Origin of the sequence: Kitasatospora sp. NPDC092948 (assembly GCF_044754805.1) — a bacterium.
Taxonomy (GTDB): Bacteria; Actinomycetota; Actinomycetes; order Streptomycetales; family Streptomycetaceae; genus Kitasatospora.
This window is the reverse complement of the sequence record NZ_JBIVPU010000006.1, coordinates 307,008-332,646: the sequence shown is the minus strand read 5'-3', so window position 1 is coordinate 332,646 and position 25,639 is coordinate 307,008. Positions and strand designations below refer to the sequence as shown.

At 72.1% G+C, this 25,639-nt stretch carries 23 protein-coding genes, 1 tRNA gene and 1 pseudogene; 16 read left to right on the top strand and 9 right to left on the bottom strand.

What is annotated here, in order from left to right:
• Window positions 1-5 precede the first annotated feature (5 nt).
• Together ACIQF6_RS20845 and ACIQF6_RS20840 are read right to left on the bottom strand one after the other, a co-directional pair.
• Window positions 6-1,295, bottom strand: coding sequence for a hypothetical protein (locus ACIQF6_RS20845; RefSeq protein WP_400897033.1), 1,290 nt, complete (start codon window positions 1,293-1,295; stop codon window positions 6-8).
• 182 nt (window positions 1,296-1,477) lie between these two features.
• Window positions 1,478-2,059, bottom strand: coding sequence for an exonuclease domain-containing protein (locus ACIQF6_RS20840; protein WP_400897031.1), 582 nt, complete (start codon window positions 2,057-2,059; stop codon window positions 1,478-1,480).
• A 193-nt stretch (window positions 2,060-2,252) separates the two neighbouring features.
• Here ACIQF6_RS20840 and ACIQF6_RS20835 point away from each other — a divergent pair, with 193 nt between their 5' ends.
• The 5 genes from ACIQF6_RS20835 to ACIQF6_RS20815 all read left to right on the top strand — a co-directional run bounded on the left by ACIQF6_RS20835 (window position 2,253) and on the right by ACIQF6_RS20815 (window position 9,891).
• Window positions 2,253-3,527 carry an alpha/beta hydrolase family protein gene (locus tag ACIQF6_RS20835; protein WP_400897029.1) on the top strand — a complete coding sequence of 425 codons (1,275 nt, stop codon included), beginning with the start codon at window positions 2,253-2,255 and terminating at the stop codon, window positions 3,525-3,527.
• Window positions 3,528-3,750: 223 nt separating this feature from the next.
• Complete coding sequence (locus ACIQF6_RS20830) at window positions 3,751-5,397, top strand: cellulose binding domain-containing protein (RefSeq protein WP_400897027.1); 1,647 nt, start codon at window positions 3,751-3,753, stop codon at window positions 5,395-5,397.
• 150 nt (window positions 5,398-5,547) lie between these two features.
• Window positions 5,548-7,935 carry a glycoside hydrolase family 2 protein gene (locus ACIQF6_RS20825; RefSeq protein ID WP_400897025.1) on the top strand — a complete coding sequence of 796 codons (2,388 nt, stop codon included), beginning with the start codon at window positions 5,548-5,550 and terminating at the stop codon, window positions 7,933-7,935.
• Between the two features lie 141 nt (window positions 7,936-8,076).
• Window positions 8,077-8,904 carry an alpha/beta fold hydrolase gene (locus ACIQF6_RS20820; RefSeq protein WP_400897023.1) on the top strand — a complete coding sequence of 276 codons (828 nt, stop codon included), beginning with the start codon at window positions 8,077-8,079 and terminating at the stop codon, window positions 8,902-8,904.
• Window positions 8,905-8,955: 51 nt separating this feature from the next.
• A complete protein-coding gene (locus ACIQF6_RS20815; RefSeq protein WP_400897021.1) occupies window positions 8,956-9,891 on the top strand; it encodes an ADP-ribosylglycohydrolase family protein in 936 nt (311 codons plus the stop codon).
• Window positions 9,892-10,135: 244 nt separating this feature from the next.
• Here the strand turns inward: ACIQF6_RS20815 and ACIQF6_RS20810 are convergent, their stop codons facing one another.
• Complete coding sequence (locus tag ACIQF6_RS20810) at window positions 10,136-11,038, bottom strand: aldo/keto reductase (RefSeq protein WP_400897019.1); 903 nt, start codon at window positions 11,036-11,038, stop codon at window positions 10,136-10,138.
• Between the two features lie 316 nt (window positions 11,039-11,354).
• On the opposite strand from ACIQF6_RS20810, the gene ACIQF6_RS20805 reads away from it, so the two are divergent.
• The 3 genes from ACIQF6_RS20805 (at window position 11,355) to ACIQF6_RS20795 (ending at window position 13,718) form a co-directional block, all read left to right on the top strand.
• Window positions 11,355-12,020 carry a DedA family protein gene (locus ACIQF6_RS20805; RefSeq protein WP_400897017.1) on the top strand — a complete coding sequence of 222 codons (666 nt, stop codon included), beginning with the start codon at window positions 11,355-11,357 and terminating at the stop codon, window positions 12,018-12,020.
• Between the two features lie 127 nt (window positions 12,021-12,147).
• A complete protein-coding gene (locus tag ACIQF6_RS20800) occupies window positions 12,148-12,831 on the top strand; it encodes an O-methyltransferase (protein ID WP_400897015.1) in 684 nt (227 codons plus the stop codon).
• Window positions 12,832-12,836: 5 nt separating this feature from the next.
• Window positions 12,837-13,718 (top strand): Gfo/Idh/MocA family protein, encoded by an 882-nt coding sequence (locus tag ACIQF6_RS20795; protein WP_400897013.1) that lies wholly within the window; start codon window positions 12,837-12,839, stop codon window positions 13,716-13,718.
• Between the two features lie 147 nt (window positions 13,719-13,865).
• Here ACIQF6_RS20795 and ACIQF6_RS20790 read toward each other — a convergent pair whose 3' ends face one another.
• Window positions 13,866-14,954: a hypothetical protein gene (locus ACIQF6_RS20790; protein ID WP_400897011.1), complete on the bottom strand. Its 1,089-nt coding sequence runs from the start codon at window positions 14,952-14,954 to the stop codon at window positions 13,866-13,868.
• Between the two features lie 135 nt (window positions 14,955-15,089).
• On the opposite strand from ACIQF6_RS20790, the gene ACIQF6_RS20785 reads away from it, so the two are divergent.
• The 3 genes from ACIQF6_RS20785 to ACIQF6_RS20775 all read left to right on the top strand — a co-directional run bounded on the left by ACIQF6_RS20785 (window position 15,090) and on the right by ACIQF6_RS20775 (window position 17,002).
• A tRNA-Leu gene (locus ACIQF6_RS20785) sits at window positions 15,090-15,173 on the top strand.
• Complete coding sequence (locus tag ACIQF6_RS20780; protein WP_400897009.1) at window positions 15,133-15,609, top strand: hypothetical protein; 477 nt, start codon at window positions 15,133-15,135, stop codon at window positions 15,607-15,609. Before ACIQF6_RS20785 ends, ACIQF6_RS20780 begins: the two co-directional genes overlap by 41 nt.
• Window positions 15,610-15,946: 337 nt before the next feature.
• A complete protein-coding gene (locus ACIQF6_RS20775) occupies window positions 15,947-17,002 on the top strand; it encodes a DUF2599 domain-containing protein (protein ID WP_400897007.1) in 1,056 nt (351 codons plus the stop codon).
• Between the two features lie 201 nt (window positions 17,003-17,203).
• Here ACIQF6_RS20775 and ACIQF6_RS20770 read toward each other — a convergent pair whose 3' ends face one another.
• Window positions 17,204-17,623, bottom strand: a complete 420-nt coding sequence (locus ACIQF6_RS20770) for a hypothetical protein (RefSeq protein ID WP_400897005.1) — start codon at window positions 17,621-17,623, stop codon at window positions 17,204-17,206.
• Between the two features lie 164 nt (window positions 17,624-17,787).
• Entirely contained in the window at window positions 17,788-18,177 is a 390-nt protein-coding gene (locus tag ACIQF6_RS20765) for a hypothetical protein (protein ID WP_400897003.1), read from the bottom strand.
• 825 nt (window positions 18,178-19,002) lie between these two features.
• Here ACIQF6_RS20765 and ACIQF6_RS20760 point away from each other — a divergent pair.
• Entirely contained in the window at window positions 19,003-19,866 is an 864-nt protein-coding gene (locus tag ACIQF6_RS20760) for a DUF1963 domain-containing protein (protein WP_400897001.1), read from the top strand.
• A gap of 169 nt (window positions 19,867-20,035) precedes the next feature.
• Complete coding sequence (locus tag ACIQF6_RS20755) at window positions 20,036-20,983, top strand: GNAT family N-acetyltransferase (RefSeq protein WP_400896999.1); 948 nt, start codon at window positions 20,036-20,038, stop codon at window positions 20,981-20,983.
• A 64-nt stretch (window positions 20,984-21,047) separates the two neighbouring features.
• Here ACIQF6_RS20755 and ACIQF6_RS20750 read toward each other — a convergent pair whose 3' ends face one another.
• Complete coding sequence (locus ACIQF6_RS20750; protein ID WP_400896997.1) at window positions 21,048-21,902, bottom strand: lysozyme; 855 nt, start codon at window positions 21,900-21,902, stop codon at window positions 21,048-21,050.
• A gap of 322 nt (window positions 21,903-22,224) precedes the next feature.
• Between ACIQF6_RS20750 and ACIQF6_RS20745 the strand changes: the two genes are divergently transcribed.
• Entirely contained in the window at window positions 22,225-23,109 is an 885-nt protein-coding gene (locus ACIQF6_RS20745) for a metallophosphoesterase family protein (protein ID WP_400896995.1), read from the top strand.
• 227 nt (window positions 23,110-23,336) lie between these two features.
• Window positions 23,337-23,912, top strand: a complete 576-nt coding sequence (locus tag ACIQF6_RS20740; RefSeq protein ID WP_400896993.1) for a GNAT family N-acetyltransferase — start codon at window positions 23,337-23,339, stop codon at window positions 23,910-23,912.
• A gap of 120 nt (window positions 23,913-24,032) precedes the next feature.
• Here the strand turns inward: ACIQF6_RS20740 and ACIQF6_RS20735 are convergent.
• A pseudogene (locus tag ACIQF6_RS20735) lies at window positions 24,033-24,131 on the bottom strand (YkvA family protein); the annotation flags it as partial.
• Window positions 24,132-24,529: 398 nt separating this feature from the next.
• On the opposite strand from ACIQF6_RS20735, the gene ACIQF6_RS20730 reads away from it, so the two are divergent.
• Window positions 24,530-24,781: a hypothetical protein gene (locus ACIQF6_RS20730; RefSeq protein WP_400896991.1), complete on the top strand. Its 252-nt coding sequence runs from the start codon at window positions 24,530-24,532 to the stop codon at window positions 24,779-24,781.
• Window positions 24,782-25,008: 227 nt separating this feature from the next.
• Here ACIQF6_RS20730 and ACIQF6_RS20725 read toward each other — a convergent pair whose 3' ends face one another.
• Entirely contained in the window at window positions 25,009-25,590 is a 582-nt protein-coding gene (locus ACIQF6_RS20725) for a hydrolase (protein WP_400896989.1), read from the bottom strand.
• Between the last annotated feature and the right edge of the window lie 49 nt (window positions 25,591-25,639).

The following is a 25,639-nucleotide window of genomic DNA, read 5'->3' as shown; positions in this document are numbered from 1 at the left end:
TCAAGCTACTTGAGGTAGCTCGGCCAGTCCGGCGCCTGGGCCGGGTCGAGCCGGCGGAGCTGGTCCAGGACCTTCGGGTCCTGGGCGTCCAGCCAGTCGGCGAGCTCCTTGAAGGACACGCAGCGCACGTCCTCCTTGGTGCAGACGCTCTTCATCACGTCCTCGACGGCCTGCATGTAGATGCCGCCGTTCCAGGTCTCGAAGTGGTTCCCGATGAACAGCGGCGCCCGGCTGCCGTTGTAGACCCGCGAGAAGCCGTCCAGGTACCCCTCGCGGGTCTGCTTCTCCCAGGCCTTGTACTTCTTCGGATCGCCCTGGGTGCTCTCGCCGGACTGGTTGGCCAGGAAGTTGAAGTCCATCGACAGCACCTGGGTGTTGCCGAACGGCAGCAGCTGGAGCGGGAAGTTCCACACCCCGCCGACCTTCGACGGCCAGACCTGGAACTCCCCGGGCGAACTCGCGTCGTAGCGCCAGCCGAGGGCTTTCGCGGCCGGGAGCAGGTTCTTCTGCCCCTCCAGACACGGGGCGCGGCCGCCCGCCAACTCCTTCCGATAGTCGAACGGCAGCGGGGCCTCGTCGGTGAACCCGGTGTTGGTCCTCCAGTTGGCGACGAACGCGTACGCCTGGTCGATCTCGCTGCGCCACTCGTCGGTGCTCCAGTCGCCGCCGCCCTTCGCGTCGCAGAAGTGCCCGTTGAAGTGGGTGCCGATCTCGTCGCCGTCCCGCCACGCCTCGCGCAGCTGCTCCAGCGTCTCCTTCACGTGCTTGTCGGTGGGGAACGAGATCGCCGCGCTGCCCGGGTCGTGCTGCGGCGGCCGGTAGAGGCCGTGCTTCTCCTCCGGGAGCAGGTAGATCCCGGTCAGGAAGAACGTCATGGTGGCGTCGTTCTCCTTCGCCACCTTCCGGAAGCGGGAGAACAGATGGTCGTCGTTCTCCAACGCGCCGTCCCAGGAGAACACCACGAACTGCGGTGGCTTCTCCCCGGGTTTCAGCTTCTCGATCTTCAACTGGTTCGGCTGCGGCCCGGTGTCGGACATCGACCCGTCCCCGAGCACCTTCACCTGGCCGTCCCAGGGCGGGGACGCGGAGGGGGACGGAGATGGGCTCGAACTTGCGCTGGGTGGTGGCGAGTTGGTTTCCGATGCCGCCGAGAGCGACTGCTGTGCCGGGGCCGAACTGCCGCCGGTGGTCAGATTCACCGCGAGCGCGGTGACCGCGCCGACGGCGACCACACCCGCTGCGACCTGGGCGGATCTCGCCCGCCCCCGGCCGGTGCCGCGCTTGTCCTCGCTCATCGCTCGCCGTCCTCTCGGTGATACGGCTGCCCGGCTGGCAGGCCGCCCGAGTGGTATGACGATTGGGATGATCGGAATAGTTACCGGCCGGGGCGGGTGATCACCAGGTGGGACGAAGCTGATTTGACGTCATAAATGCCGTCGGTCAGCCGAGTTGTGCTTGCGTCGGGTGGAGAGTGAGGTCAATTGGTGTCGGCGGCGCGCGGCCAGGCGCGGCGTTCGGCCAGGTGGAGGACGAGGGCCGCGATGTTCCAGGCGTCGTCCTCGCCGCGGTGGTGGCGGCCTTCGAGGGGGAGACCGGCGATCTCCAGGGCCTGGGCCATGCCCGGGCGTTTGCGCAGGCCGTGGGCGTCGGTGAAGACGGCCTTGGCGTTGGTGTGGTGGCGGCCGAACGGGTAGCGCGTCCGGGCGGACCGGCACTGCCGGGTGAACTGGTGGCGGTCGTAGTCGCCCCAGCTGATCCACGGGCGGGTGCCCGCGTGGTGCTCGGCCGCCAGCAGTCGGCAGGCCTCCGCGAAGCCCAGGCCCCGGGCGACCTCCGGCTGGGTGAGGCCGGTCAGTTCGGTGCAGAACGCGCTGACGGTGGACCGGGCGGGCCGGACCAGGATCCGGTGCCGGGCGCGCCGCTCACCGGCGGCCAGGTCGACGACGGTCAGCCCGATCTCGATGATCTCGCTCACCGCACCGGGCGGCGGCGAGCCGTCCCAGCAGGTCGCTTCGACGTCCACGACGTTGACGAGGTGCTCGGTCCGGGTGCTGTTCACGACGGGACAGCGTAGAGCGGAGCGGCGGCCCGGGGCACCTGGTTAACGGTGAGTGAGCGAGTCGGTGGGACTGTCATACCCGGGTAGCCCCGGGCGAGTTGGCTCCGCAGTATGACGGCTTCGCACCCGCACCACCCGTACCTTCTCTCCCGTGCCGAACGGCGCACAGGGGACGAGACCAAGGGGACGGGCGATGGGCAAGCGGGGACGGGCGATGGCGGCGGCGGTGCTGGCGGCGACGGTGGCGCTGGGGGTGGCCGCGGCGCCCGGTGCGACGGCGGTGGGGAAGGCGGCTCCGGCCGGGCAGTTGGCGACGGCGGCGCTGCCGGCGCCCAGCGGGCCGTACGCGGTCGGCACCACCAGCGTGCACCTGGTCGACCGGAACCGGGACGACCCGTGGGTGGCCGGGCGGCCCCGCGAGCTGATGATCAGCATCTGGTACCCGACCGGCCGCGCCGCGCTCGGCGCCGAACGCGCGGCGTACATGACGCCCGACGCGGGGGCGCACTTCGGCAGCGCCGGGAGCGTCGGGCAGCTGAGCAAGGAGTTCGAACCCGACCGCACCGACTGGTCGGGCATCCGCACCCACGCCCGCGTCGACGTGCCCGTGCTGCCCGGCGGGCCCCGGCCGGTGCTGCTGTACTCGGCGGGGCTGGGGGACCCGCGCACCTGGGGCACCGGCCTGGTGGAGGACCTGGCCTCCCGCGGCTATCTGGTGGTGACCGTCGACCACACCTGGGAGGCGTCCGAAGTGTCCCTCCCGAACGACGAGTTGGCCACCTCGGTGTTCCCGGAGCTGGCCGCCGGACCGAACTTCGACATGGGCGCGGTGCTGCGCAGGATGATCGGCACCCGGGTCGACGACACCAGGTTCGTGCTCGACGAGCTGGCCCGCCTGAAGGACTCCCGCACCCTCCCGCCCGGCGTCGGCGCCGCGCTCGACCTGAACCGGATCGGCATGGTCGGCCACTCCGGCGGCGGCTCCACCGCCCTCCAGGCCATGCACGACGACCCCCGGATCAAGGCCGCCGTCAACATGGACGGGCAACTGCACTTCCCCGACGCCGACGGCACCGGCGTCCACCTGACCGACGTGGCCGAGAAGGGCCTGGACCGCCCGTTCCTGCTGCTCGGCACCCGCAACGACGACTCCGGCCCCTACCCGCAGCAGCCCGGCTGGAACGCCCTGTGGCAGCACAGCACCGGCTGGCACGCCGACTTCACCCTCGACGGCTCCCGCCACGGCTCCTACACCGACGCCGAATCCCTGCTGCCGCAACTCGCCGGCCAGGGCGCGATCACGGCCGAGGCGTTGCGCGGCGACATCGGTGACATCCGGCCCGAGCGGGCGGTGCTGGCGACCCGGACATACGTCGCCGGCTTCTTCGACCGCTGGCTGCGCGGCCAGGACAACCACCTGCTGGACGGGCCCTCGGCGAGCTTCCCGGAGATGGTCCGCACGCCCTGACCGCCGGAGCCCGGATGTAAGGTTCAGCGCCGCGCGGCCGGACGACGCCGGTCCGGGCGGCGCACAACTCTCCGTCCAACAGCAGGCGTTGACTGTGGTGGGGCGCCCTCGTACGGTCGCCCCACCTTCTCGGCCGACCGGTCGGGCCTGTCGGGGCTCGTGCCACCCCGCCGGAGCCGAAGGAGCACCACCCCACCCCCAGCCAGGGACGAAAGGGACACGCGTGCACCACGGACTCCGCCCCCAGCCCAGCGCCCGACGCCAGGCGCTGACGGCCTTCCTGCTCGCCGCCGTGCTGGCCGTCGCCGGCCTCGCCGTCGGCCGGGCCGCCCCCGCGCAGGCCGACAGCGCGGATGCGTTCGCCACCCGCTGCGGCATGCACTTCTGCCTGAACGGCAAGGAGTACTACGTCGCGGGCGCCAACACCTACGACGTGTTCACCTACGGCGGCAGCTACGGCGACACCGAGACCCAGTTCATGGACAAGGCCCGGATCGACGCCCAGTTCGCGCACCTCCAGGCCGACAAGATCGACGTGTTGCGGCTGTGGATGTTCAGCCACGAGAACTGGCACGGCTTCGAGAAGTCCAAGGGGGTCTACGACGAGCAGGAGTTCTCCGAGTTCGACTACATCATCCAGTCCGCCAAGGCCCACAACGTGCGCCTGGTACCGGTGTTCGAGAACTACTGGGAGGCGTACGGCGGCATCGACACCCGGCTCCAGTGGGAGGGGCTGTCCGGCGGCCAGCCCGGGCGGGCCGCGTTCTTCGACAAGACCCGCTGCCCCGGCTGCTTCACCTCGTACAAGAACTACCTGAACTACGCGCTCAACCGGGTCAACCACTACAGCGGCGTCAAGTACAAGGACGACCCGACCATCTTCGCCTGGGACTTGATGAACGAGCCGCGCTACCAGGACCAGAGCGCCGCCGAGAACGTCAACGGGACGACGCTGCGCGCCTGGGTCGACGAGATGGGCGGCTACGTCAAGTCCATCGACTCCAAGCACCTGTTGGGCGTCGGACTGGAGGGCCACGGCAGCGCGTACGGCTTCGGCGGGGACGAGGGCAACCCGTTCGTGTATGTGCAGCAGTCGCCGTACCTGGACTACACCTCCGCGCACCCGTACCCGACCGAGTCCTGGGCGAACCTGAGCATCGACCGGACCAAGACGCTGATCCGCTCCTGGATCTCCGACTCCCACGACAAGGTCGGAAAACCGTTCTTCATGGGCGAGTTCAACGTCAACGGGGTGGACCGGTCGGCCTGGTGGGGGCAGCTCTACCCGGACTTCGAGGCGGCCGGCGGCGACGGCAGCGCATTCTGGTGGTACGAGGACAGCAACGTGGACGGCAAGTTCGGCGTCCAGTCCGGGGCCGCCGAACTCTCGGTGTTCCGCGCCCACTCGGACCGGATGCGCGCCAAGTCCGGCCTGGGCGGCGGCACTTCCAGCCCGAGCCCGAGCCCGAGCCCGAGCCCGAGTGCGAGCGCCGGCCCGAGTTCCAGTCCAAGTCCGAGCGCCTCGGCCAGCAGCCCCGCGCCGGGCGGGAGTTGCTCGGTGCACTACGGCCTGTCGGACTGGGGCAGCACCTTCAACGGGGACGTCACCGTCAAGAACACCGGCAGCAGCGCGGTCAACGGCTGGCAGCTGGTGTTCGCGTTCCCCGGCGCGCAGCAGGTGACGAACATGTGGAACGCGGTGAGCACGCAGTCCGGCAAGCAGGTCACCGCGAGCAACCCGGCCGGCTACAACACCGTGATCCCGGCCGGCGGAAGCGTCAACTTCGGCTTCAGCGGCAGCTCCACGGCCGGCACCAACGGCGTGCCGACCGCCTTCACGCTGAACGGCGCGGCCTGCGGAACGTACTGACCGGCCCGCCGCCCCGGCGGCTCCGGACGCCCCGCCGCAGTCCGAGCCGGCCACGAACCGGGCCGTGGCGCCAACCGGTTCGTGGACAGCTCGGACGGGCGGGGCTACCGTGCTGCACTCGTCGCACATCTGCACCGAGGAGCTGCACGGATGATGGACACCACCCCGCTCGACCAGGGCTGGAACCTGCACCACGACGGGGAGTTGCTGCCCGCCGCCGTGCCCGGCTGCGTGCACACCGACCTGCTGGCGGCCGGGCTGATCCCCGATCCGTACCTGGACGCGAACGAGCTGGAGGTGGCCTGGGTCGGCCGTCGCGACTGGACGTACACCCTCGACCTGCCCGCGCACGGCAGCACCCACGAGCGCACCGACCTGGTCTTCGACGGCCTGGACACCGCCGCCACCGTCTCGATCGACGGAGCCGTCCTCGGTAGCACCCGGAACATGCACCGTCGGCACCGCTTCGACGCCACCGGCCTGGCGGGCGAGTTGACGGTGCGTTTCACCAGCGCCTACACGGAGGCCGAACGGGTGCGCGGGCTCGTCGGGGAGCGGCCCAACGAGTACCCGGAGCCGTTCCAGTACATCCGCAAGATGGCCAGCAGCTTCGGCTGGGACTGGGGCCCGACGCTGCCCACCGCGGGCATCTGGAAGCCCGTCCGGTACGAGCACTGGTCCACCGCCCGGATCGCGACCGTCCGCCCGCTGATCACCGTCGACGGCACCACCGGCCGGGTCGAACTGCACCTCACCGTCGAACGGACCGCCACCGGCGCCGGCCGGCCGCTCACCGCCCGCGCCACCGTCGCCGGCGCGCAGACAACGGCGACCTTCGACGGCGATACCGCCGTGCTCGTGCTGGACGCCGCCGACGTCGACCGCTGGTGGCCGCGCGGCTACGGCGACCAACCGCGCTACCGACTCTCCGTCACACTGGCCGACGGCGAGCACCGACTCGACGCCTGGCAGCGGCAGATCGGCTTCCGCACGGTCGAGCTGCGACGCACCCCCGACGCCACCGGCACCCCCTTCACCCTGGCCGTCAACGGCGAACCGCTGTTCGTCCGGGGCGCCAACTGGATCCCCGACGACACCCTGATCACCCGCGTCACCCCCGCCCGCTACCGCACCCGCCTGCTCCAGGCCGTCGACGCCAACATCGACCTCATCCGGGTCTGGGGCGGCGGCATCTACGAACAGGACGCGTTCTACGACCTCTGCGACGAACTCGGCCTGCTGGTCTGGCAGGACTTCCCGTTCGCCTGCGCCGCCTACCCCGAGGAACAGCCGCTGCGCGGCGAGATCGAGGCCGAGGCCCGCGACAACGTGGTCCGGCTGATGCCGCACCCCTCGCTCGTCCTGTGGAACGGCAACAACGAGAACCAGTGGGGCTTCCGCGACTGGGGCTGGGAGGAGAAGCTGAACGGCGACTCCTGGGGCGAGGGCTACTACCTCGGCCTGCTGCCCCGGATCGTCGCCGAACTCGACCCCACCCGCCCCTACAGCGCCGGCAGCCCCTGGTCCGGCAGCTGGGACCACCACCCCAACGACGTCGACCACGGCACGCACCACTCCTGGGACGTGTGGAACCGCCAGGACTTCGCCGAATACCGCGCCACCGTCCCCCGGTTCGTCGCCGAATTCGGCTGGCAGGCGCCGCCCGCCCACGCCACGCTGCGCCGCGCCCTCCCGCACGAGACCCTCGCCGCCGACTCGCCCGGCATGCTGCACCACCAGAAGGCGGGCGACGGCAACGGCAAACTCCACCGCGGCCTGGAACGCCACTTCGACGTCCCCGCCGACTTCGACCGCTGGCACTACCTCACCCAGCTGATCCAGGCCCGCGCCATCGCCACCGGCATCGAACACTGGCGCTCCCACTGGCCGCACTGCGCCGGCACCGTCGTCTGGCAGCTCAACGACTGCTGGCCGGTCTCCTCCTGGGCCGCGATCGACGGCGACGGCCGACTCAAGCCCCTGCACCACGAACTGCGCCGCCTGTACGCCGACCGGCTGCTCACCCTCCAGCCCGCCGACCGCGACGGCGCACCCCGGACCGCCCTGGTCAACCAGTCCGCCCGGCCGTGGACCACCACCGTCCGGCTGCGCCGCCTCGACACCGTCGGACGGCTGCTCGCCGAGAGCACCGAGGAGATCACGGTCGAGCCCCGTACCGTCCGCCAACTCCCGGTCAAGGAATGGCCGTTGGCCGACAACGAGTACCTGGTGGCGGACGCGGACGGCCTGCGCGCCGTGCACTTCCCCGTCGCGGACCGGCTGTTCGCCTACCCGCAGCCCGAGTTCGACCTCGACGTGGCGGAGGCGGGGGAGGGCGCGGTGGACGTCCGGATCACCGCCCGCACCCTGGTCCGCGACCTGCTGCTCCAGCCCGACCGCCTGCACCCCGCCGCCACCGCCGACCGCGGACGGACCACCCTGCTGCCCGGCGAGCAGGTGGACATCCGGGTGAGCGGCGCGGGCACGCCGAGCGCCGAACAGGTCCGGGCCGCGCTGTTCTGCGTCGAACCGTCGTGAACGCCCCTGTGCGGCCGATGAGCTGACGGAGCGTCCGAGACCGGCCCGCCTCCGTGCGGTCCGCCCGGGCCGCGCCTTGAATGGACGGCGGGGTGCCCGCGGGCACCCCGCCCACGTCGAGGCACCCGATCGGAGACACACATGCCCCGCTGCGCCACCCGCGACGGTGTGGAGCTCTTCTACAAGGACTGGGGCAGCGGACGCCCCGTGGTCTTCCTGCACGGCTGGCCGCTCAACGGCGACGCCTGGCAGGACCAGGCGAGGGCCGTCGCCGACGTGGGCTTCCGCGCCGTCGCGCACGACCGCCGCGGCCACGGCCGGTCCACCCCCGTCTGGGACGGCTACGACTTCGACACCTTCGCCGACGACCTGAACGACCTGCTCACCAGCCTCGACCTGGACGACGTCACCCTGGTCGGACACTCCCTCGGCTGCGGCGAACTCGCCCGCTACCTCGGCCGGCACGGCACCTCCCGGGTCAGGTCCGCCGTCATGGTCTCCACGCCGACTCCGCTGCTGGCACAGGGCCCCGACAACCCCGACGGCATGCCCGGCAGCGTCTTCGAAGCGCTCAAGGCCGGCATCCTGCGGGAACGCTCCCAGTTCTGGAAGGACAACGCCCTCCTCCTCTACTCCGTGGGCCGACCCGGCAGCACGGCCACCCAGGGCAACCTGGACGCCTTCTGGTCGATGGCGATGGCGTCGACCATCGCGGGCGACCTCGCCTGCGTGGACGCGTTCGGCTACACCGACTTCCACGCGGACCTGAAGAAGTTCGACCTCCCGCTGCTGGTGGTGCACGGCGGCGACGACCTGGCCGTGCCGGCCGACCTCACCAGCCGCCGGACCGCCGCGCTCGTCCCCGGCGCGGTGCTCAAGGTGTACGAGGGCGGGTCGCACGGCCTGACGATGACGCCCGGCACCAAGGAGCGCTTCAACCAGGACCTGATCGCGTTCCTCCAGTCCTGACGGGCGGAAAAGGTGCGGTGCGGCGAGGGCCCGGCTGCCAGGATGGCCGGCATGACGACCACCACCATCACCGCCCGGCAGGCCGCGCGCGACGCCCTGGAGGGGGTGGCGCTCGGGGACGCGTTCGGCGAACGCTGGTTCAAGCTCTTCCGTGCGCCCGCCGAGGCGATCGAGCAGATCAAGGCCCGGCGGACGCCCGAGGAGTCGCCCTGGCACTGGACGGACGACACCGCGATGGCGCTGGCCGTCCACCGCGCGCTGATCGACCAGGACGGGATCAACCGCACCCAGCTGGCCGCGATGTTCGGCGCCACCTACCTCGCCGACCCGGGCCGCGGCTACGGCTACGGCATGACCCGGCTGCTGCCCGTCCTCGCCGAACACCCCGAGCGGTGGACGACCGGGGCCCGGGAGCTGTTCGACGGGCAGGGCAGCCTCGGCAACGGCGCGGCGATGCGGGTCGCGCCGCTCGGCGCCTGGTTCGCGGAGGACCTGGACGAGGCGGCCGAGCAGGCCGAGTACTCCGCCGAGGTCACCCACGCCCACCCCGAGGGCGTCGCCGGGGCGGTCGCCGTCGCCCTGGCCGCCGCGCTGGCCGCCCGCGCCCGGGTGATGGGGGAGGGACCGGCCGGCGCGCGGCTGCTGCACGAGGTCGCCGCCCGCACCCCGGACGGGGCGATCCGCGACGGGGTCGCGGCCGCCGCCGCGCTGCCGGCCGAGACCGAGCCGTGGCGCGCCGCGGACCTGCTCGGCAACGGGCAGCGGATCCGTGCCTCCGACACCGTGCCGTTCGCGCTGTGGTCCGCCGCCCACCACCTCGACAGCCTCCCCGACGCGCTGTGGACCACCGCGGAGGGGCTCGGCGACGTCGACACCACCTGCGCCATCACCGGCGGAGTGGTCGCCGCCCGCACCGGCCTGGCCGGCGTCCCGGCCGAGTGGCTCCGGCGCCGCGAGGCCCTCCCGGGCTGGGTGGCGGAGGGCTGACGGTCGGCCGACGGCCGAGGGGCGAGGGGCTGGGGCCCGAGGGGGCGGAGGAAGAGGGGCCGGGTCGGCGCGGTTGCCGTGGGGGTGCCGACGGGCGCGCCGGTCGGTCCGGCGTTCGGGTGGCTGCGCAGTGTGGGCGGCGGGGCTTCCGGCGCCCGCTTCCCCGCTCGACTGCCTCCGCCGTTTCCCGATCCCGCCGTTCGGCCGTCGTTCCGCCCCGGCGGCCCCTCCGCCCGCCGGGCGCTCAGGCCGCCGGGGCGTCCAGCCGGGCGAGCTGAGGGGCCGTCAGGCGAAGGGTTGCGGCGGCGAGGTTCTCGGCGAGGTGGGCGGGGTTCGTGGTGCCGGGGATGGCGAGGACGTGCGGGCCGCGGTGCAGGGTCCAGGCCAGGCGGACCTGGGCGGGGGTGGCGTCGAGCTCGGCGGCGACGGCGGTGACCCGGAGGTTCTGCTCGGCGACGGCGGCGGCCTCGCGGTGCAGCCCGGAGATGGCGAAGTACGGGACGAAGGCGATCCCCAGGTCCGCGCAGAGGCCGAGCACGCCGGTCTCCTCGGCACGCCGCCAGTCCAGGCCGAAGGAGTTCTGCACGCACACCACGGGGGCGATCTCCCGGGCCTCCCGAATGTGCTCGGGGCGGACGTTGGACAGGCCGAGGTGCCGGATCAGCCCGGCGGCGCGGAGTTCGGCGAGCGCGCCGAAGTGCTCGGCGACCGAGGCGCAGTCGGGGCCGTTGCGGCGCAGGTTGACCACGTCCAGGTGGTCGCGGCCGAGCTGGCGCAGGTTCTCCTCGACCTGGCCGCGCAGCTGGTCCGGCCGGGCCATGGTCTGCCACTCGCCGGACGGGTCGCGGCCCGGGCCGACCTTGGTGACCACCACGACCTCGCCGCCCCGCCAGGAGCCGAGCGCCCGGTTGAGCAGCTCGTTGGCGGAGCGCCGCGACGAGAAGTAGAAGGACGCCGTGTCGACGTGGTCGACGCCCTGTTCGAACGCGGTGTGCAGGAGCCGGACGGCGAAGTCGCGGTCGACGGGGGCGCCGTCGGAGTTGCCCATCATGCCGTTGCCGGTCAACCGCATCGCGCCGTAGCCGATCCGGTTCACCTCCAGGTCGCCGAGCTGCCAGGTGCCTGCTGCCGCTGCTGCCGTGGTCATTGGGTTCCCTCCCCGTGGGCCGTGCTGTCCGGACCCGGAGTATGGGGTCCGTCGCGCGGCCCGGAACAGGTCTGCCGGGTGCGCCGAACGTCACTCGCGGATCGGGAACGAACCGGCGGCCGCTGCGAGTTGGATCCGGTGCGGGGAAACGGGAGCAGAGCTGCCCGGAACCTTCCTGAGCTGCGGCGGAGGGAGGCACTCGGCCTGCGGGCCGGGAACGGCTAGGCTGGCCGGGTTCGGGCCTTTACCGAAGCTTTTCCCGCGCGTGCCGCCGTGTGTCGGCCGCCTGTCCCTGCCCTGACGGAGGTTCTCCGCCTTGCACCTCGACCAGTGGATCGAGAGCGTTCCGCCGACCTCGGTGTACGTCCTCATCGGTCTGATCATCGGACTGGAGAGTCTGGGTATTCCGCTGCCCGGCGAGATCGCCCTGGTCTCCTCCGCGCTGCTCGCCGCCAAGGGCATCGTCAGCCCGTGGGGCGTCGCGGGCTGCGCGATCGCCGGTGCGATCATCGGCGACTCGATCGGCTACGCGATCGGCCACAAGGGCGGACGGCCGCTGTTCGAGAAACTCGGCCGCAAGTTCCCCAAACACTTCGGACCCGACCATCTGGCCACCGCCGAGCGGGCGTTCCAGCGCTGGGGCATGTGGGCGGTGTTCTTCGGCCGCTTCATCGCGCTGCTGCGGATCTTCGCCGGACCGCTGGCCGGCACCCTGCGGATGCCGTACTGGAAGTTCCTGATCGCCAACGTCCTGGGCGGCGTGATCTGGGCCGGCGGCACCACGCTGCTGGTCTACCAGGTCGGCAAGGTCGCCGAGAAGTACCTTCAGGGCGCCTCGTACATCGGGCTCGGCGCGGCCGCCGTGTTCGGCGTCGGCTCGGCGCTGGTGCTCAAGTGGCGGGCGAAGAAGTCGCGGGCCGAGCACCCCGAGCAGTCCGGCGGAAAGAGCGGCGAGCCGCTCTCCGAGACGCTCGTCGACTGACGGCCCCAAGCCCCGCCCGAGGCCGCCGCGTCCGCAACCGGACCCGGCGGCCTCTGCCGTGTTCGAGAGCGGTCGCACCCCGGACAGGGAGTAGGGTCGCAGCGCGAAGCGATCACGGAGGTGGGGAATGAGCACGCAGGAGAACCCGCAGCAGCGGTGGACGGCGGTGGACGACTGGGCCGCCGCCCGGCTGATCGGCGAGGACGAGGTGCTGGACGCGGCCGCCCAGGCGGCCGACCGGGCCGGGCTGCCGCCGATCGCGGTGGCCCCCAACCAGGGCAAGCTGCTGCACCTGCTGGCCCGCATCCAGGGTGCCCGGCGGATCCTGGAAATCGGCACCCTGGCCGGCTACAGCACCATCTGGCTGGCCCGCGCACTGCCCGAGGGCGGCACGCTCACCACGCTGGAGATCGACCCGGCGCACGCCGGGGTCGCCGCCGCCAACCTGGAGCGGGCCGGCCTCGCCGACCGGGTCGAGATCCGGCTCGGCGCGGCCCGCGACAGCCTGCGGCAGCTCACCGAGGAAGGCGTCGAACCGTACGACCTGGTGTTCGTCGACGCCGACAAGCCGAACATCCCGCACTACCTGGAGGCGTCGCTGGCGCTCACCCGGCCCGGCGCGGTGATCGTGGTCGACAACGTGGTGCGCGGCGGAAAGCTCGCCGACGAGAACAGCGCCGACGAGGCCGTGCGCGGCGTCCAGCAGCTGCACGAGCTGATCGCCGGCGACAAGCGGCTGGACGCCACCACCGTGCAGACCGTCGGCCACAAGGGCTACGACGGCTTCACGCTGATCCGGGTGGAGGGCTGAGCACCGTGCGGATCGGACTGCTCGGCACCGGCCCCTGGGCGAGCCTGGTGCACGCCCCGGCCCTGGCCGCCCACCCCGACATCGAGTTCGCCGGCGTCTGGGGCCGCCGCCCCGAGGCCGCCGACACCCTCGCCGCCGCCCACGGCGTCCCCGCGTACAAGGCGGTCGACGACCTGCTGGCCGACGTCGACGCCGTCGCCATCGCGCTGCCGCCGGACGTCCAGGCCGAGTACGCGGTGCGCGCCGCCGAGGCCGGCAAGCACCTGCTGCTGGACAAGCCGGTCGCCGCGACGGTGGACGCCGCCCGAGCCGTCGAGGACGCGGCCGCCGCGGCCGGCGTCGCCTCGGTGGTGTTCTTCACCGTCCGGTTCGGCGGCGCGCAGGGCGACTGGATCGCCGAACAGGCCGAGCGGGGCGGCTGGTTCACCGCGCACTGCCACTGGATCGGCTCGGTGTTCACCACCGACAGCCCCTACGCCGCGTCCCCGTGGCGCCAGCAGAAGGGCGCACTGTGGGACGTCGGCCCGCACGCCCTCTCGGTGCTGCTGCCCGTCCTCGGCGACGTCGAACGGGTCGCCGCGGCGCCCGGCCCCGGCGACACCGCGCACCTGATCCTCCGCCACGCGGGCGGCGCGTCCAGCACCGTGACGCTCAGCCTGACCGCCCCGCCCGAGGCCTCCGCGCTCGGCGCGGGCGCCGAACTGCGCGGCACCGCCGGCGTCACCCGGCTCCCCGACCGGGACGGGCCACCCACCGCCGCGTACGGGCGCGCCCTGGACGCCCTGCTGGCGGCCGTCGCGACCGGCACCCCGCACCCGTGCGACGTCCGGTTCGGGCGGCGCGTGGTGGAGGTGCTGGCGCAGGCGGAGGCGCAACTGCTGCGCTGAGGGCGGCTCAGGAGTCGGCCGGGCAGCTTTCGGGTCGGCTGGATGGTGGCCGGCCGGGTGATGGTTGGCTTGGCGGTCCACGGGTTGCTCGGGCGGCGGTCGGCCAGGTGGTTCACGGGTCGGCCGGGTGATGGTCGGCCAGGTGGTTCACGGGTTGATCGGGCGGCGGTCGGCCGGGCGGCGTGGTGGGATCGGGGTGGCGGGGAAGTCCCGCGGGCCCGTCCACAGCGCCGGCACCGCGTCCGCGCGGCGGGCCAACTCGTAGGCGATCGCCTCGTAGTTGACCCGCCAGCCGCGGAAGTGCGCCCAGGCGTCCGCGATCGGCCGCTCCAGCCGTATCCCCGCGGCCGTCACCATCGCCACCGCCGCGTCGAACTCGGCGAACGTCAGCCGGATCGCCTCCTCCGGCTCCGGGTCCGCCTCGAACGGGATCCGCAGCGCCGTCGCGATGTCGCGCAGCGCCGTGAACCCGGCGCGCAGCAGCAGTCGCGCCTCCGGCGGGGCCGAACGCGGGTTCAGTGCCAACTGCATCGCCGCCGCGTCCATCACGGCGATCAGCCCCACCACCCAGCTGCGGTACGGCTGCGGGGAGCGGAACGAGATCAGCACCGGATAGTTGGAGTGCCCCTCGCCGAGGTCCGCCGCCAGCCGCTCCCAGTCCCGGTACAGCTCCGGCAGCTCGCTCTCGGTCCGCACCAGCGCCTGCCGGGCCAGCAGCTCCGGCCCCCAGGCGGGCTCACCGGCCCGCGACTGGAGCAGCGTCACCTCCAACTCGCGCCGGTTGTACGCCGAGTAGAGGGTCGGCAGGTAGGCGATCAGCAACGCGATGATCAGCGGCCCGTTGGCCGCCGCGAGGAAGTCGATCACCGACAGGTGCAGCCGGTCGCCGCTGGCGAAACCCAGCGTGAACAGGCTCGATCCGGCCTCCCGGAACGCGACGTGCCACGGCAGTTCCGACGTCCCTATCAACAGCAGGGTGTACGCCGTCAGCGTCGACAGCAGCCAACACCCCAGCATCCCCAGCAGGATCAGCGGCGCCAGCCAGGTCTGCGCCCGGTCGATCGCCCGGTACCCGCCGAACGGCGCCGCCACCCTCCGCACCACTACCCGCAGCGACGACCACAGCCGGATCGCCAGCGCCGAGTACAGCCCGCGCGGCACCACCAGCGTTCGCAGAATGCTCCCCGCTGTCCATACCAGCAGCGCGGCACCGATCACGGTGAAGATCCATCTCATGCGGCCATTGTGACGCCCCACCAGCCCCCGCCCGACGCGCGACAGCCACGGGGGCGGACAGAACGCCCCGGAAGATGCGGTAAGCTTCTCAGCAGGTCGAACGGGGCAAACAAACAACCGGCGGCTACACCCTTTGCGCGGGTGGCGGAATAGGCAGACGCGCTGGATTCAGGTTCCAGTGCCCGAAAGGGCGTGGGGGTTCAACTCCCCCCTCGCGCACAGCGAACGGCCGGTCGATCTTCGGATCGACCGGCCGTTTCTCGTTCTGCGGCGCGACTTCGACGCCTGCCTCTGGCCCGGGACCGACGAGACCGCATTTGTTGATGCCGGGCCCAGGGCCGAGGTGGCGGGCGGTCAGTTCGCCGGGGTGAACGCCGGCTCCGGTGCGCCTGCGTTCACCGCGCCGGCCCTGCTTGCCGACCTCGCCCCGGTACCCGCCCTCTGGGTTCCGCGTCGGGGCATCCTCGGCTCCACCGGCGGCCGCGGCACCGCCGACCAGCTGCGCGAACGAGGCGCACTCGGCCTGCGTGCCAAGGCCGCCGTCGAGGCCGGCCACGCGAGCGCGCTCACCGGCTTTCGCGCCGCGGCTGTCGAGTTCGACGGTGGGTGCCCCGTCGTGGCCGCCAAGGAAGGCCACCGCAGCGAGGCCCGTTGACGAGATCGCCGTCCTCACCGCCGCTTCCGCCCCGGGCGAGCCCGAGGTGGTCACCCCCGGTGCCCGGCCGAGGCTGGTCCCGCTCGGAGCCGCGAAGCCGCCAACTACAGCTCTCCGAGCGGAGTCTGCTGCTGACTTCGGTAAGCACCACGCGCGGGCCGCGACCGGCGCGCCCGTCCGGGCGTACGCGCCCGACCCGCGCCACCCCGGTTGCCTCCGCGCGACCAGCCCCCAACTCCCTTACTGGGCGGGCCGACTGCGGCGCGGGCGGGCCGGTCGGAACTTTGGTCCTCTATCGTGTGCCCTGCGTCGCCCGCCGTCGTGGATACTGCTCGCCATGAACGGAACAACGGCAGCTCCCCGGTTCCTGTCCACGCTCGCCGCCTGCGCGGTCGGCGCCTCCCTGCTGATGGGCGTTCAGGCCACCCCCGCCTCCGCGGAGGTCTTCTGCGGCTCCCACTCCGTCGATGGTGCCATCTGGACCGAGTACACCCAGACGCCCGGCGTGCAGCAGACTCTCGGCTGTCCCACCAGCGACGAACTCGGCGTGCCCGACGGGGTGGGCCGCCGGCAGGTCTTCGAGCACGGTTCGATCTACTGGAGCCCCAACAGCGGGGCGCACGCCGTGTGGGGCCTGATCGGTGACGAATGGGGTCAACACGGCTGGGAGGGCGGCTACATGGGATACCCGCTCAGCGACGAGCTGCGGAACCCCGACGGAATCGGCGTCCGCCAGCAGTTCCAGAACGCCACCGTCTACTACTCCCCGAACACCGGGGCGCACGCGGTGCACGGCAACATCGGCTGGTGGTGGGGCCAGTACGGGTACGAGGCGGGGACGTACGGCTACCCGACGAGCGACGAGTACAACACCGGGCACGTCGGCGGCAACGTCGACGACAACAACGGCATCCGCCAAGACTTCCAGTCCGGCAAGTACCTGCTGTGGAGCGGCGGTCAGGCCGACGCGTTCGAGGCGTGCCAGTCGGCGTGCCTCGGCTACGGCGGCATCACCGACTCGAAGTGGGTGGTCAAGACCGAGGTCTACATCAACTGGAGCAACAGCCGCCTGACGTCCGTCCACGTCACCCCGACCCCCGCCGCGTTCAAGACCGTCCTCGGAACCGACGATGCCGCCAGCGACGTCCAGGAGGACTGGCGGCAGGTGTGGTCCAACACCCGCATGTTCCCCGGCGCGACGCAGGCCGAGGAGACCTCGGTGTACCAACAGCTGCTGTGCCACGCGGACTTCTCCTACCCCAACCCCGACGGCGGCCACTTCGGCGGCCCGACGTGGGACCTGGAGACCTGGCGCCCCGTCCTCACCGGCAGCAGCGACGCGATCCTCAAGAAGATGCTCGCCGCCAAGTGCAACTGGGACACCGACTCCTAGGGTTCACCTCCCCGCGCGGGCCGCAGGCGCGGCCCGCGTGACGCCCGGTCAGGAGCCGCCGATGGCCGCGCCGTATCCCGGTCGAGCCGTTGAGCAGCCGGCGGTCGGTCTGCGGCTCGTGCTCGGCGAGGGGAGGGCGGTGGCCGTAGTCGTCTCCGTATCGTCTGCGGCCGACGATGGCGCGGTCTCCCGCAGGAGCCGTCAGCGGTAGAGACGGTCCGCCTGTTCCGGATGCCGGGCGACCCGGGCGATGAAGAGGCCGAAGTCGAAATGCTCGGCCTCGACGAACGGCGTCATGTCGTTCTCCAGGCCCTCCCACTCCGGTGGCGTCGGGTAGCGCAGTTCCACCAGCGAGCCGATCGTCAACACGCATTCGTCCACGACGACTTGGTGGCTGATCTCCACGCTGCCGTCCATCGGGACCTCCGAGCTGCCGACCCGCAGCGCGAGTGCCTCGCCGTCCCGGTACAGCACCACCAACGTTCCCCCCAGGGGGCCGTATTCGCCGCGGCGGTGCCCGATCGCTTCGCCGTCCGGCGTCCGGCGGGGTTCGAGCCGGCCGGACGCCGGGTGGAACCAGGCCGTTCGGCGGGCCGCGGCGTAGGACCCTACGACCAGCATGTGCCACCTCTTTCCCGGACCGAGGCCGTTGCCGCCGGTCCGCGTCGCACTTTTGATGATGTCCTGCCAGGGATTTCCGCGAGCCCGCAGCCGACCGATGCTCCGGCCGAGCGGGTGTCCGCATTTCTCCCGGCGCTGCACCGGGGTTCGGGAAGCCGCCGCGGTCAGCTTCGCAGGAAGGGGTCGGCGGGTATGGGACCGCTGACCGGTGTGAGGCGGTCCACCGTTTCCCCCGACTTCTTGATGAGGAATTCAACGTCGCACGGTCGGCCGGGTCCGAAGAAGTCGGGGACCGAAATTTCGATACCCGCCCCGGCATCCGAGATCTCCTTGTAGCGCCACGTACCGCCGGACTCCGGCACGGTTGCCAAACCGCCCGACTCGGGCCCGCAGAGCGATTTCAGGATCTGCCCGCCCCCCAGCTTTCCTCCTGCCATGAGCTGGAGGTGCTCCTCGCCGGCCTTCCACGCTCCCGACACGTCCGGGGCATCGTCTTTCTTGGAGGCCGTGTCGCACCCCGCGATCAGCGCCGCGCAAAAAAAGACTGCCGCCACGGGTGCGATCAGCGACTTTCTTTCGAATGTACGAATCAAATTCCCCGCCCAGAACGAGAGTTCTCCACGACTGAGGTAGGCCCCAGGGGCGGCGGCGCCTCGCAGCGCTGCCGTCCCCGGGACCCTACCAGGCCGTTCGCCCGACTCCCAGACTTATTCGCACAATCCGCCGAGGGGAATGCAGACATATCGGTCCTCTTTGTGCGCTGGCCGCGCTGAATGCATTCGCCCCTTGGGCTGGCGATGCGATTCCCTGCGGCGACCGCCCCGCCTTCCTCAACTAGGGTGGAGCGGCCGAGAGAGGCTGTGTCGATCGCTCTTCGCTCGATATTTTTCACCGGGTCGGGTGGGTGATTCGTGTAATCGCGCGGATTTTGATCCTGCCTCGTCCGAAGGAATCGTGGGGAGCGGTTAAAATATTTGCAGCTCGCAAAGTCACGCTCGGATTCGAGGCGTAGTGTGATATTCGCCTGTCGGGGGCGTGCGTGGAACGCCTTGTTCTCGCCTGCCCCGGAGCGCTTCTCCTGCGTACTCCGATTTCGGCAGATCCCGTAACGTGGGCGAGCTGGGCCGGTTCGCCGAGCCCACCCGCGCGGAGCAGGTCTGGGGCCGGCCCCTCGCGTGACGACAGCACCCACGGTGCCGATTTGTTGAGCTCCGCCGGATCCACCGGGGTCCGTCCGGCGCCCGACTCCGGGGTGGTGGCGGCGTTCTGGCGGCTGTTCCGCTGCTGAGCGGCTCCCGGGCGGCCGGTGGTGCGCAGGTCTCTTCGGGGCGGCGGCTACGCTGCCGACCGGCATGTTGTCGACCGAGGGAGCACGCCCGATGGCCCGCAGCAGTCCGCCCCGTCCGCTGGACGTCGAGGTGCTGTTCCCCGAGCTGGCGGTGCTGCGGCGGGACGCCGTGCGGCTACACCCCAGGCGTGGCGAGCCGGGGGCGGACGAGAGTTCGCTGGGCGGCCCGGTGCGGTGGCCGCGCAGCGAGCCGTGGCCGCACTGCGCGGACGCGCACCCGCGCGGGGCCGGCCCCGTCCCGCTGGTGCAGCTGCTCGCCGTCGACATGCCCGAACTGCCGTTCCCGGACGGCGCGGACGTGTTGCAGGTGCTGTGGTGCCCGTACGACCATGAGGAGTACTACGCGCTGCGGCCGCAGCTGTACTGGTGGCACGGCTCGCGCAGTGACCTCGAACCGGCGGACCCGCCCCGGCCGGACGGGGCGCGCGGCAACTACCTGCCCGATCCGTGCGTGCCGCATCCCGAACGCATCGTCGAGTACCCGTCGTGGGACTTGCCGGAGGAGCTCTACGACGCACTCCGGGAGCGGTTCGAGCAGGTCGAGGAGGACACCGGCTGGTCGTACGAGTCCCATCTGTCGGTGGCCGACGGGACCAAGGCCGGCGGTTACCCGGCCTGGGGCCAGGACGCGGACTGGCCCGACTGCCCGCAGTGCGGCCGGCGGACGGACCATCTGCAGTCGATCGGCAGCGCCGAGTTCGACGGCGCGAGCTGGCGCACCTGGCTCGCGGTCGAGGACACCCCGGTCGACGGCGATATCTGGGAACTCCCTTATGAACAGCGTCACTTGATCCAGAGCGCGGCCGACCTGATGCTCGGCGACCTGGGCAGCCTCCACCTGTTCGTCTGCCCGCACTGCCCCGACCGCCCGTACGCCCACCGGGCGAGCGGCTGATCCCGGCGGGACCGAACTGCCGCCGGGGCGACGGGACATGAGCGCCGAGTCGGCCGGGGAGGAAGCCGAAACGGCCTCGGCGGCGCGCTCAAAAAGCGCTTGGGGCAGGGCTGTTGAGGCGGATAGAAAGGAAGGTCTGCGGACAGGACCGACAGCGGAGGAGGGGGACATGGCACTCCCGGACGGAATGACCCTGCGCCCGGCGGCGGTTGACGACGCCGAGGCCGTGTGTGCGCTGCTCAATCGGGTGGACGAGCTCGAAGTGGGGCGCGCGTTCACCGAGTTGCACGAGGTGGTGGACGATCTCGGGCACGTCTCGGTGGACCTGGAGCGCGACTCCTGGCTGCTGCACGACGGCGAGGGGCGGCTGATCGGATACGGCATCGTCCGGGACCGCTCGGCGGGGGAGCGGATCAACCTGGATCAGTACCTGCTGCCGGGGCACACCGCCGCCGGGCTGCACCTGTTCGGGCTGATGGAGGCCCGGGGCGCCGAACTCGCCCGCCGCAACGGCGCCGACCGGGCCGTGCTGCACCTGGTGCTCAACAGCCGACCGACGTTCGACACCGTGGCGTTGGGCGGCCGCGGCTGGCGGAAGGTGCGCCGGCACCACGTGCTGACCCGGGAGGTCGACCCGAAGGCGGACCTCTTCCCGGAGGCGCCGGCGGGTCTGCGGCTGCGGGCGTGCAGCACCGAGGAGGACCGGCGTACGGTGCACCGGCTTCTCCACGAGACGTTCGCCGAGCACTACGACTTCCAGGACCGCAGCTACGAGAAGTGGTGCAGCGACACCGGCGCGGAGAGCGCCGACTGGTCGCTGGTGTGGATCGCCGAACTCGACGGCCACGGCGATGTCGCCGTGCTGCGCACCCGCGACGAGCGGACCGATACGGCGTGGGCGTCGAACATCGGTGTGCGCTCGGCGCTGCGCGGTCGGGGCCTCGGGGGTTACCTGCTGCGGTACTTCTTCGCGTTCTACGCGGATCGCGGCCGCACCCGGGTCGGCCTCGGGGTGGACACCGACAATGCCACGGGTGCGCCCGCGCTGTACCGGAACAACGGCATGGTGCTCGACTTCGCCGTCGACACCTGGGAGTTGGTCGTCCCGGTCGGGTGACGCCGGCCGGCCCGCGACCGGAGCTGGGGGAATTCCGGCCGCGGGCAGGTGGGGTGACGGTACGTCAGCCGTTGGCCAGGGCCTGGACGCGGTCGATGGCGCCGTTGAAGTAGTTCTGGTCGCCGGGCAGGGTGCCGGAGTCGGCGTACTGCCAGATGGTCTGGTAGGACCAGCCGGCCGGCAGGGTGCCGACGGCGGAGGCGTACCGGGCGATCCACAGCGGGTTGGTGGCGCCGAAGGAGCTGTTGTTGCCGGTGCAGGTGGTCCACCAGTCGGTGGTGGTGTAGATGACCGGGTAGCGGCCGGTCTTGGTGTGCACGGTGTTGGAGAAGTCCCGGATCCAGCTGACCATGCCGGCCTGGCTCAGGCCGTAGCAGGTCGCGCCGTACGGGTTGTACTCGATGTCGAGCGCGGGCGGCAGGGTCTTGCCGTCCTTGGACCAGCCGCCGCCGTGGGCGACGAAGTAGGCGGCCTGGGTGGCGCCGGAGGAGTTGTTCGGCAGCGCGAAGTGGTACGCGCCGCGGATCATGCCGACGTTGTAGGAGCCGTTGTACTGCTGGGCGAACGAGGGGTTGGTGTAGGTGGTGCCCTCGGTGGCCTTGACGTAGGCGAACCGGCCGCCGTTGGCGTAGGCGGTGCTCCAGGCGACGCTGCCCTGCCAGTTGGAGACGTCCATGCCCTTGGTCTGGGTGACGGCCAGTGCGGCGAGGGAGTTCACGGTGGAGGACGAAGTGTCCCGGCCTTCGTGGGCGGCGACGGTGGAGCCGGCGTAGTCGCTCTCGGGGTGGAAGTTCGCGGGGGTGCCGGGCTTGGCCGCCTGGGCGGGGGAGGCGGCGGCGACGGCGCCGACCAGGAGGGCGGCGGAGGCGGCCGCGGTGGCGGCGCGGCGGAACATACGGCTGGTGCCGGATGCAGACATGACGAGTCCTCAGTGGGGTGAAGGCGGCCGGTTTTCGGCCGATGGCAGGAACATATAGTCATGGACCCGTCAGTCAACAGAGTGTTGAATCCACACATCGTCGGTAGGTATGTAGAGCGAACAGACATAGGTGCGACTACGGAACATCTGTGGTTCCACCGGATGTTGACGCTGCGACAGAATGCGCCACTTGCTGGCGCTGTCGACCGTCCGGAGGTAGCGTGTCAACGCGTGTCCCACTGCCGGGATGCGCCGACGGACCCGCACCGGTGCGTCGGCGGAAGCGGACCGGCGCGCCGGTCGACACGGAACTGGGGGAGCGGTGGCCGACGGACGCCTGCTCGCGGTCAGCGACCTCCACGTAGGCGTCGCCGAGAACCGGCCCGTCCTGGACGCGCTGCGGCCGACCGGCCCGGACGACTGGCTGATTGTCGCCGGTGACGTCGCCGAACAGGTCGACACCGTCGTGGAGACGCTCGGCCTGCTCGCCGAGCGCTTCGCCAAGGTCGTCTGGACGCCCGGCAACCACGAGCTGTGGACCACCACCCACGATCCGGTCGAGATCGATGCGCCCGAGCGCTACCGCCTCCTGGTCGAGGGCTGCCGGGAGGTCGGCGTCGTCACCCCCGAGGACCCGTACCCCGTCTGGTCCGGCCCCGGCGGGCCCTGCGCGATCGCCCCCGTGTTCACGCTCTACGACTACAGCTTCCGGGTGCCCGGCGTGCGCACCAAGGAGGAGTCGCTGGCGCGGGCCCGGGAGAACGGCGTGGTCTGCACCGACGAGTACCGGCTCAGCCCCGCGCCGTACACGGGTGTCGACGAATGGTGCCGGGAGCGCGTCGCGGCCACCGAGAAAGCGCTTTCCGCACACGATCCGGAGCTGCCGCTGGTCCTGGTCAGCCACTGGCCGCTGGACCGCCGCCCCACCGACGTACTGCACTACCCCGACTTCGCGCAGTGGTGTGGCACCGAACTCACCGCCGACTGGCACCGCCGCTTCAACGTCGCCGCCGTCGTCTACGGCCACCTGCACATCCCGCGCACCACCTGGTACGAGGGCATCCGCTTCGAAGAGGTCTCGCTCGGCTACCCCCGCGAGTGGCGCCGCCGCGGCCACCCGCGCGGACTGCTCCGCCAGATCATGCCCTACCCCGGCCCGCCCGAGCAGCCCGTCCCCGCGCCGGAACCGCCCGCCGCGACGCGCTGACCGCGGGCGGCGTGACGGGCTGACCGCGGGCGCCGTGACGCGCTGACCGCGCCCGCCGTGACGCGCTGACTGCGAGCGACGTCCGGGTGGCTGACCGCGGGCGCGTCCCGGGCGGCGGACGGCCGTCGGGCCCGGCCGGGCGCTGTGGCACCATGGCCGTTCGAGCACCCGCACCGCCGCGGTCCGGCCCTTCCGTCGTGGCCGCCCGGCCCGAAGGAGAGCACCGGATGACCGCCGAGCCGACCACCTCCCGCAGCATCGACGCCGACCGCGACACCGTCGCCGGGCCGGCCTTCCGGGCAGCGCAGCCGCAGGACGTGCCGGCCGTGGTCGCCCTGGTCGAGTCGGCGTACCGCGGCGACGCCAGCCGGGCCGGCTGGACCACCGAGGCGGACCTGCTCGAAGGGCAGCGCACCGACGAGGCCGGCGTGGCCGAACTGCTGGAGCGGGCCGAGTCGGTGGTGCTGCTGGCCGAGCTGGACGGCCGTCTGCTGGCCTGCTGCCACATCGAACGGCGGGGCGCCACCGGCTACTTCGGCATGTTCTCGGTCTCCCCGACCGCACAGGGCGGCGGCCTCGGCCGGCAGGTGATGGCCCGTGCCGAGGAGTGGGCCCGGGCCGCCTGGGGTGTCACCGCGATGGAGATGACCGTCATCGAACAGCGCGCCGAGCTGATCGCCTGGTACGAGCGGCGCGGCTACACCCGCACCGGCGTGTTCGAGCCGTTCCCGTACGGCGACGAGCGGTTCGGCGTCCCGCTCCGCCCCGACCTGCGGTTCGAGAAGCTCGTCAAGTCGCTGTAGGAAGCCCGTCGAGCCTATTCAGTGGGCGGCGGGCGCTCAGCCGTCGGTCGGCAGTGCGGCGGGCCGCGCCCACTCCAGGTACCGGCCGGACTCGCGGGTCAGGCCGACCAGGAACCACAGCAGCAGGCCGGTGTCGTCGCTCCAGCCGAGCACCGGGATGAAGTCCGGGATCGCGTCGATCGGGCTGAGCAGGTACACCGCGACCACGAATGTCAGCAGCAGCAGCTTGCCCGGGCCCACGCCCGGGTAGCGGCGCAGCAGTACGTCCCGCAGCAGGCGCGGCAGCGCCGACACCCGGGCGCCCAGCCCGGGTGCGCCCGGGCGGCGGGTCTCCCGGTACAGGCCCCATGCGGAACGCGTCACCGCCAGGCCGTCCAGCCCCCGTACCCGGGTGGCCGCCGTACCCTTCGACGCCTTGCCCTTGCCCACGCGGTCCTCCCGACGAACCCTCCGACTGACCCTCCACCGTACGGGACCGGGCGGCGTCCGCGGCAGGTCGTGCCGGACCGCGGTGGAGCCGTGACGCGACCGGCGCGGCCGGGGCCGAACGGTGACAGCTGCGGCGGCACCGGCGGTGCGAGCGTGCGCGGCGCGGCGGCGCGGTCGAAGCTGGCGACATGACGACCAGCAGCAACACCACCAGCAGCGGGACGGTCGGCGAGCCCCTGGTACGGGTCGCGGAGTTCCGCACCGACAGCCGCTACCGCCTCGTCCACTTCAAGGACGCGGGATGGAAACCGCTCGCCCCCGAGGAGTTCGAACCGGAGGTGAAGCAGCACTTCCCCGACCTCGACCCGCACGACCCGACCCGGGTGCGCTGGGACGACCGCCCGTGGGAGTGGCCGGCCTGGCACCCCGGCGAGGCCTGAGCGCACGGCTTGAGCGCGGGGGTTGAGCGCGAGGGCTGAGCGCACGGCTTGAGCGCGAGGGCTGAGCGCACGGCTTGAGCGCGGGGGTTGAGCGCGAGGGCTGAGCGCACGGCTTGAGCGCGGGGCTTGAGCGCGCGGCCCGAGCGCCGGGCTTGAGCGCGGGGCCGGCCCGGTCGATCCCGCCGAGGAACCCGCCCGACCGTCCGTCGGGCGGGTTCCGGCGCGTCTCAGCGGGTCTTCGCCAGCAGGTCGAGGATCTCCTCGGTGGTGCCGGTCTCGCCGAGGCGCGGGAAGATCCGCTGCACGCTGTTGCGGTGCGCCTCCGGGTCCAGGTCGGTCATCGCGTCGACCGCCAGCGTCACGTGGTAGCCGTGCTCGAACGCGGCGCGGGCGGTGGACTCCACGCCGATGCTGGTCGCGACGCCCGTCAGCACGATCTGCGTCACCCCGCGCCGGCGCAGCTGCACGTCCAGGTCGGTGCCGTGGAACGCGCCCCAGTTGTGCTTGGTCACCACCACGTCGGACGACGGGTCGTGGAGCTCCGGCGCCGGCGTGTCCCAGCCCTCGGGCCGGGCCGGGGCGGGACGCGGGTGCTCGGTGCGGCCGGGCACCAGGTCCGCGCCGTCGGGCGCGAAGGAGACCCGCACCAGCACCACCGGCAGGTGCGCGGCGCGGAACGCCTCGGCGAGGCGGACGTTGCGCTCCAGCACCTCGCCCATCGGGTGCGGGGTGCCGGGCGCGGCGAGGATGGCCTGCTGGAGGTCGATGACCACCAGGGCCGTGGTGGGGTCGAGCGCGGTGACGGACACAGGCGTGCCTTTCGTCGTGACGGTCGTTGCGGGGGCAGCCGGACGGGCC